The sequence below is a fragment of the Phenylobacterium sp. genome (genome assembly GCF_016793225.1).
Taxonomy (GTDB): Bacteria; Pseudomonadota; Alphaproteobacteria; order Caulobacterales; family Caulobacteraceae; genus Phenylobacterium.
The window spans coordinates 1-5,743 of the sequence record NZ_JAEUMN010000011.1 but is presented as its reverse complement, the minus strand read 5'-3'; the positions used below and the strand labels follow the sequence as shown (position 1 = coordinate 5,743).

Below are 5,743 nucleotides of genomic sequence, written 5' to 3'. Positions count from 1 at the left end.
ACGACCACGCCCGCCAACGACCAGTACTCGACGCCGGCGCGCGGCTACGGCCTGAACGCCGCGTGGCAGTGGACGCAGGGGCCGGTGGCCCTGGAGGTCGGGGCCGACGCGCGGCTCACCGACGGGACCGAACGCGAGAAGTTCCGCTTCCAGAACGGCGTCTTCACGCGGCTGCGGGAGGCCGGGGGCAAGACCTCGGTGGCGGGCGCCTACGCCGAGGCGGCCATCGACCAGGGTCCCTGGCTGGTCACCGGCGGCGTGCGGCTCGACCGCAGCCGGGCCTACGACGCGCGCCGCCTGGAGCTCGACGCGCAGACGGGGGCGACGACGCTCAACACGTCGGCGCCGAACCGCTCCGACACCACGCCGACCGGCCGTCTCGGGGTGCGCTACCAGGCCGCCGAAGGCGTCCACGTCCGGGCGGCGGCCTATGCCGGCTTCCGGCCGCCCACGCTGAACGAGCTGCATCGACCCTTCCGGGTGGGCAACGACATCACCGAAGCGAACCCCACCCTGAAGCCCGAGACGCTGCAGGGCCTCGAGGCGGGCCTGGACGGGGAGGGGCCCTTCCACTGGCGGACGACCGTCTTCTACAACCGGCTGAAGGACCCGATCACCAACGTGACCATCGGCGTCGGGCCGGGCACGTTCCCCAACGCCGGGTTCGTCCCCGCGGGCGGCACCCTGCGCCAGCGGCGGAACGCCGGCGAGATCGAGGCCTGGGGCGTCGAGGGCGAGGCGTTCGGCGAGGTGGCCCAGGCGCTGAGCTGGCGCGCGGCCTTCGCCTACACCGACGCCGAGGTGAACGGGGGTTCGGCCGTGCCGCAGCTCGACGGGCTCCGCCCCGCGCAGACGCCGAAATGGACGGTCACCGGCGGGCTGGAATGGCGCGTGACCCAGGCTGTCCGCCTCGCGACCGACGTGCGCTACGAGAGCATGCGCTTCGAGGACGACCTCAACAGCCGCCGGCTGGGTGCGGGCGTGCAGGTCGACGCGCGCGCCACATGGCGTTTCGCGCCGGATCTCGAGGTCTTCCTCGCCGCCGAGAACCTGACCGACGAGACGCTCGAGGTGGGCGAGACGGCGGACGGCACGGAGAGCTATTCTGCGCCCCGGACGCTGCGCGTGGGGCTCACGCTCCGACGCTGAACGCAGCCGCTCTAGGGGGGCGCGCATGAAGCCGATCGACTACCTGAAGGCGCTCGGGACCGCCGCCGCCGTCCTGGTCCTGAACCTGGCGCTCACGACCGCCCTCATCACTGTCTACGGTACGTTGATCGAGCCTGGGCGGCCGCAGAGCCACTACCGGGACATGGCGCCGCAGATCGGGGCCTGGTCCGGACCCGCGGGCGGCGCGATCCTCATGTTCGCGGCCGGCCTGCTCCTCGCGCGCCGCCGGCACGCGGCGCGGAACGTCATGGCCTTCATGACGGCGACGGTCGCCTTCTACGTGGCCCTCGATCTTTCGTTGGGCCTCGCCACCGCGCCGGCCGCCGACGTCCTCACCTGGAGCTTCGCGGTGTCGCTGGGGCTCATGGCCGCCGCCGGGTTCGTCGGTGCGGTCGTGGGCGGCCGCCGTCCGGCCCGCGGCGAGGCCTGAGGCCGATCAGGTCAAGCCGACCCTACGCCGTCCGGGCCATCTTCCGCGCGGCGCCCTGCGCCTTGGCGGCGTCGCGGTCGCGCGCGGCCTCCAGGAAGCGCAGGACCGCGAGCTCGAAGGCGCGATCCTCCCCGCCGGTCTTCAGCTCCAGCCGCCCCTCGGCGTAGGCGTCCAGCACCGCCGGATGGATGTAGGCCCTGCGCGCCACCGCCGCGGTGTTGCCCAGCACGCCGGCGACGGCCTTCACGCAGGTGTTGACCGCGCGCTTGGACTGGGCCGCGCTCGCGCAGGGCTCCTGCAGCATCAGCGCCTGGGCGGCCGCGACGGTGCCCGCCCAGGTGCGGAAGTCCTTGGCCGAGAAGTCCTCGCCCATGGCCTCGCGGATGTAGGCGTTGACGTCGGCGCTCTCCACGGCGCGCCGCTGGCCGTCGTCGTCCAGGTACTGGAAGAGCCGCTGTCCGGGCAGGTCCTGGCAGGCCTTCACGATGCGCGCGAGGCGGCGGTCGTTGAAGCCGGTCTGGTGGACCTTGCCGCTCTTGCCCTTGAACTCGATGCGGGCCTGGGCGCTGCCGACCCGCACATGCCGGTCGCGCAGCGTGGTGAGGCCGAAGCTCTTGTTCTGCTTGACGTATTCCTCGTTGCCCACGCGGATCAGCGTCTTCTCCATGACGCGGACGACGGCGGCCAGCACCTTGTCCCGCGGCAGCCCGCGCCGCGAGAGGTCCTCGTCCACCCGTCGGCGCAGACGGGGCAGGGCCCGGCCGAAGGCGATCAGGCGGTCGTACTTGTTCTCGTCGCGGGCCTGCCGCCAGCGCTCATGGTAGCGGTACTGCTTGCGGCCCCGCTGGTCGCGGCCGGTGGCCTGGATGTGGCCGTTGGCGCGGGGACAGATCCAGACGTCGGTCCAGGCGGGCGGGATCACGAGGGCGCGGATGCGGTCCAGGGTCCGCTCGTCGGTCACGGCGTCGCCGTTCGCGCCGAAATAGTTGAAGCCGTGTCCGCGCGCGGGCTTGCGCCGGATGCCCGGATCCTGGTCGCTGACGTAGGCGAGACCCGCGGGAATGTCGTCGGCAGCCATGTCCCTCGGCATCTCGCACCGCCCTGTGAGCGGGGCCGCAACGTGGTATGCGCAGGGAGGGTTCCGGAGACTTGCTTGAACTATCGCCACGCCTTCCACGCGGGGAACTTCGCCGACCTGGTGAAGCACGCCGCCCTGCTGCGCCTGCTGACCGACCTCGCGACGGGGCCGGGGCCGCTGACGGTCGTCGATACGCACGCGGGGCGCGGCCTCTACGACCTGACCGGGCGGGAGGCGACCGCGTCCGGGGAAGCCCAGGCTGGAATCCTGCGGCTGCAGGCGGCGACCGATGCGCCGCCCGAGTTCGGGCCCCTGCGGGCGGCGGTGGCGGCCTTGAACGGCGGCGGGCCGACCCGCCGCTATCCGGGGTCCCCGTGGCTCGTCGCCCAGGCCCTGCGGCCCGCCGACCGCTACGTCGGCTGCGAGCTGCGCAAGGAGGAACACGATGCGCTCCGTGCGGCCCTGGCGGGTCGGACCGGCGTGCGGACGCTCAACGCGGACGGCTACGAGGCGGCGCTGCGCGAGGCGCCGGCGTCCGGCCGGGTCCTGGTGCTGATCGATCCGCCGTTCGAGAAGCCGGACGACTACGCGCGCATCGTGGACACGGTCGCCGGCCTGCGCAGCCGCAATCCCGCCGCCCAGGCCCTCGTCTGGCTGCCGCTGAAGGACCTCGAGACCTTCGACGCCTTCCTGCGGGACCTGGAAGACGAGGTCGCGGCGCCGATGCTGGTGGCGGAGTGCCGGGTGCGGCCGCTGAACGATCCCATGAAGATGAACGGCTGTGCGCTCGTCCTCGTGAACGGCCCTGACCTCTCCCAGCCGTTTGCCGCGATCTGCGGCTGGGTCGCTGAAGCGCTGGGCGCCGGCGGCGGTCATCGGACGTACAGCCTTCCGTTACGGTAATTTCGCAACTGCGAAGCCGCGGGGCGGATTATGCTGCGACGCACACTCCCCCCGTCGCAGAGGATCCGTCATGGCTGCCTTCCAACTTCCGGCTCCCCAGTTCGCGCCCCCGCAATCGCCCGGTCCCGGCGAACCGCGACTGAGCCCGGCGCTCCTCGTGGGCGCCGCGTCCCCGCTCTGGGCCTACTACGGCGCAGCCGCCGCCGGCGCGATGACCTACTGGTGGCTGACGCGATGGACGCGGCCGATGAACCTGGAAGCCCTGTACGGCGCCGCCGCCGACGCCCTGCCGGAAGCCATGGCGCCCTTTGCGGCGCCGCTCGCCGAAACCGCCGAGACGCTTGCGGAGGTGGTTGAGGCCGTCGCGCCGGACCTGCCCGAGATTCCGGTGGGCGGCGAGGCTGCGCCCATGAGCCCGCTGCTGGCCCTGGAGACGACGGACGTCGCCCCTGCAGAGGCCGCCGCGGAACAGCCCTCCGCAGGCGCGGCGGAGACGCCGGACGCGGGCCCAGACAGCCCGGCGACGGCTGAACCGCCGCCCGTGTCGACGGCCCAGGCCGAGGAAACGCCCAAGGCGCGGCTGCGCAAGGGCGCGTCGGCCTCGGGGGCCACCGGACCGGCCTGACCCCCGACGCGCCCGCCGCGGGCCAGGCGCGGGTTTGATCCGGGGCGAACTCGCTCTAACAACGGCGGGTGCTGAAGCGCGGCTTCGACATCCTTGCGGCCCTGGGCGGCCTGGCGGTCCTGTGGCCCCTCCTGCTGGGCGTGGGGCTGGCGGTCCGGCTGGGCAGTCCCGGGCCGGCGATCCACTGGTCCCGCCGCGTCGGGCGGGACAACCGCATCTTCGCCATGCCCAAGTTCCGCTCGATGCGGACCGACACGCCGGACGTGGCGACCCATCTGCTTGAGGACCCCGAGCGCTGGGTGACGCCGCTGGGCCGCTTCCTGCGCCGCTCGAGCCTGGACGAGCTGCCGCAGCTCTGGAGCGTGCTCGTCGGCCACATGAGCCTGGTGGGTCCTCGGCCGGCGCTGTTCAACCAGGATGACCTGGTGGCGCTTCGCACGGCCGAAGGGGTCCATCGCCTGCGTCCGGGGATCACCGGGTGGGCGCAGATCAACGGGCGCGACGAGCTGCCGATCCCCGAGAAGGTGAAGCTGGACGCCGAGTACCTGCGGCGCATGTCGCTGGCTTTCGACCTCGCGATCCTGGCCCGCACGCTCCGCGCGGCGATCCATGCCCGGGGCGTAAGCCACTAGACGGCCTCAGGAAACGGAGGCGGTCGGCGCGCGTTGTGAGGGCTCCGGAGGCGAACCGTGAGCCAGCAGCCGATCCAGAAGCCGTCGCCGAGGCGACGCTCCGACGCCCCGCGCGAGCAGGCCGGCCGCCGACGGCCGATCCGCGAGCGGCTGGCGCACGCCGGTCTGAAGGCGCCGAGCATCCGGCGGCCTTCGCGCAAGGCCCTGACCTGGAGCGGCGCGATCCTGGTCCTGGTCGCGGCCGCCGTGGCGTTCCTCGTGGCGATCTGGGACTGGAACTGGTTCCGCGGACCTCTCGAACGCATGGCGTCCGCGCGCCTGCACCGGGAAGTCCGGATCACCGGGGACCTCGACGCCGACATCTGGTCGTGGCGCCCCTCCGCCACGGTCGAGGGCATCACGATCGCCAACCCCGCCTGGGCCAAGGGCCCCCAGATGGGGTCGATCGAGCGCCTTGGCGTGCGCGTCCGTCTCGTGCCGCTGCTCTGGGGCAAGCTCGACACCCGGGTGCTCACGGTGGACCGCCCGAAGTTCGACCTCGTGGCGGACGCCCAGGGGCGGAAGAACTGGGACTTCTCGGAAGGGCGCCGCGACCCGCCCGCGGACTTTCCGCCGATCCAGCGCTTCATCGTCCGCGACGGCCGCCTGACCTACGTCGACGCGCAGCGGAAGATCCGGTTCGAAGGCTCCATCAACGCGCGCGAGCAGCTGGGCGAGGGCTCCCAGGGCTTCCAGCTGCTGGGCCGCGGCACGATCAACGGCGCGCCGTTCCGCGCCGAGGTCACGGGCGGTCCGCTCCTGAACATCGAGCGCACGAAGCCCTATCCGTTCGAGGCCGAAGTCCGGGCGGGCGACACGTTCGTGACCGCGCGCGGCGCGGTGCCCCGGCCCTTCGACATGGCCCA

7 protein-coding genes are annotated in these 5,743 nt (G+C 72.9%); 6 read left to right on the top strand and 1 reads right to left on the bottom strand.

The genetic code is table 11. The annotated features are described in order from the left end of the window. On the top strand, positions 1–1,149 hold a 1,149-nt coding region (locus JNK30_RS00955), incomplete at its 5' end, for a TonB-dependent receptor (RefSeq protein WP_293479325.1). Between the two features lie 25 nt (positions 1,150–1,174). Then, complete coding sequence (locus JNK30_RS00950) at positions 1,175–1,600, top strand: hypothetical protein (RefSeq protein ID WP_293479323.1); 426 nt, start codon at positions 1,175–1,177, stop codon at positions 1,598–1,600. 22 nt (positions 1,601–1,622) lie between these two features. On the opposite strand, the gene JNK30_RS00945 is transcribed toward JNK30_RS00950, so the two are convergent. Beyond that, entirely contained in the window at positions 1,623–2,678 is a 1,056-nt protein-coding gene (locus JNK30_RS00945; RefSeq protein WP_367118719.1) for a DNA topoisomerase IB, read from the bottom strand. 75 nt (positions 2,679–2,753) lie between these two features. Between JNK30_RS00945 and rlmJ the strand changes: the two genes are divergently transcribed. The 4 genes from rlmJ to JNK30_RS00925 form a co-directional block, all read left to right on the top strand. Continuing rightward, positions 2,754–3,581: a 23S rRNA (adenine(2030)-N(6))-methyltransferase RlmJ gene (gene rlmJ / locus JNK30_RS00940; RefSeq protein WP_293479321.1), complete on the top strand. Its 828-nt coding sequence runs from the start codon at positions 2,754–2,756 to the stop codon at positions 3,579–3,581. A gap of 70 nt (positions 3,582–3,651) precedes the next feature. Further along, positions 3,652–4,206, top strand: coding sequence for a hypothetical protein (locus JNK30_RS00935; protein WP_293479319.1), 555 nt, complete (start codon positions 3,652–3,654; stop codon positions 4,204–4,206). Positions 4,207–4,277: 71 nt separating this feature from the next. Then, entirely contained in the window at positions 4,278–4,838 is a 561-nt protein-coding gene (locus JNK30_RS00930; protein ID WP_293479327.1) for a sugar transferase, read from the top strand. Between the two features lie 57 nt (positions 4,839–4,895). Beyond that, a partial coding sequence (locus JNK30_RS00925; RefSeq protein WP_293479317.1) for an AsmA family protein occupies positions 4,896–5,743 on the top strand: 848 nt, incomplete at its 3' end.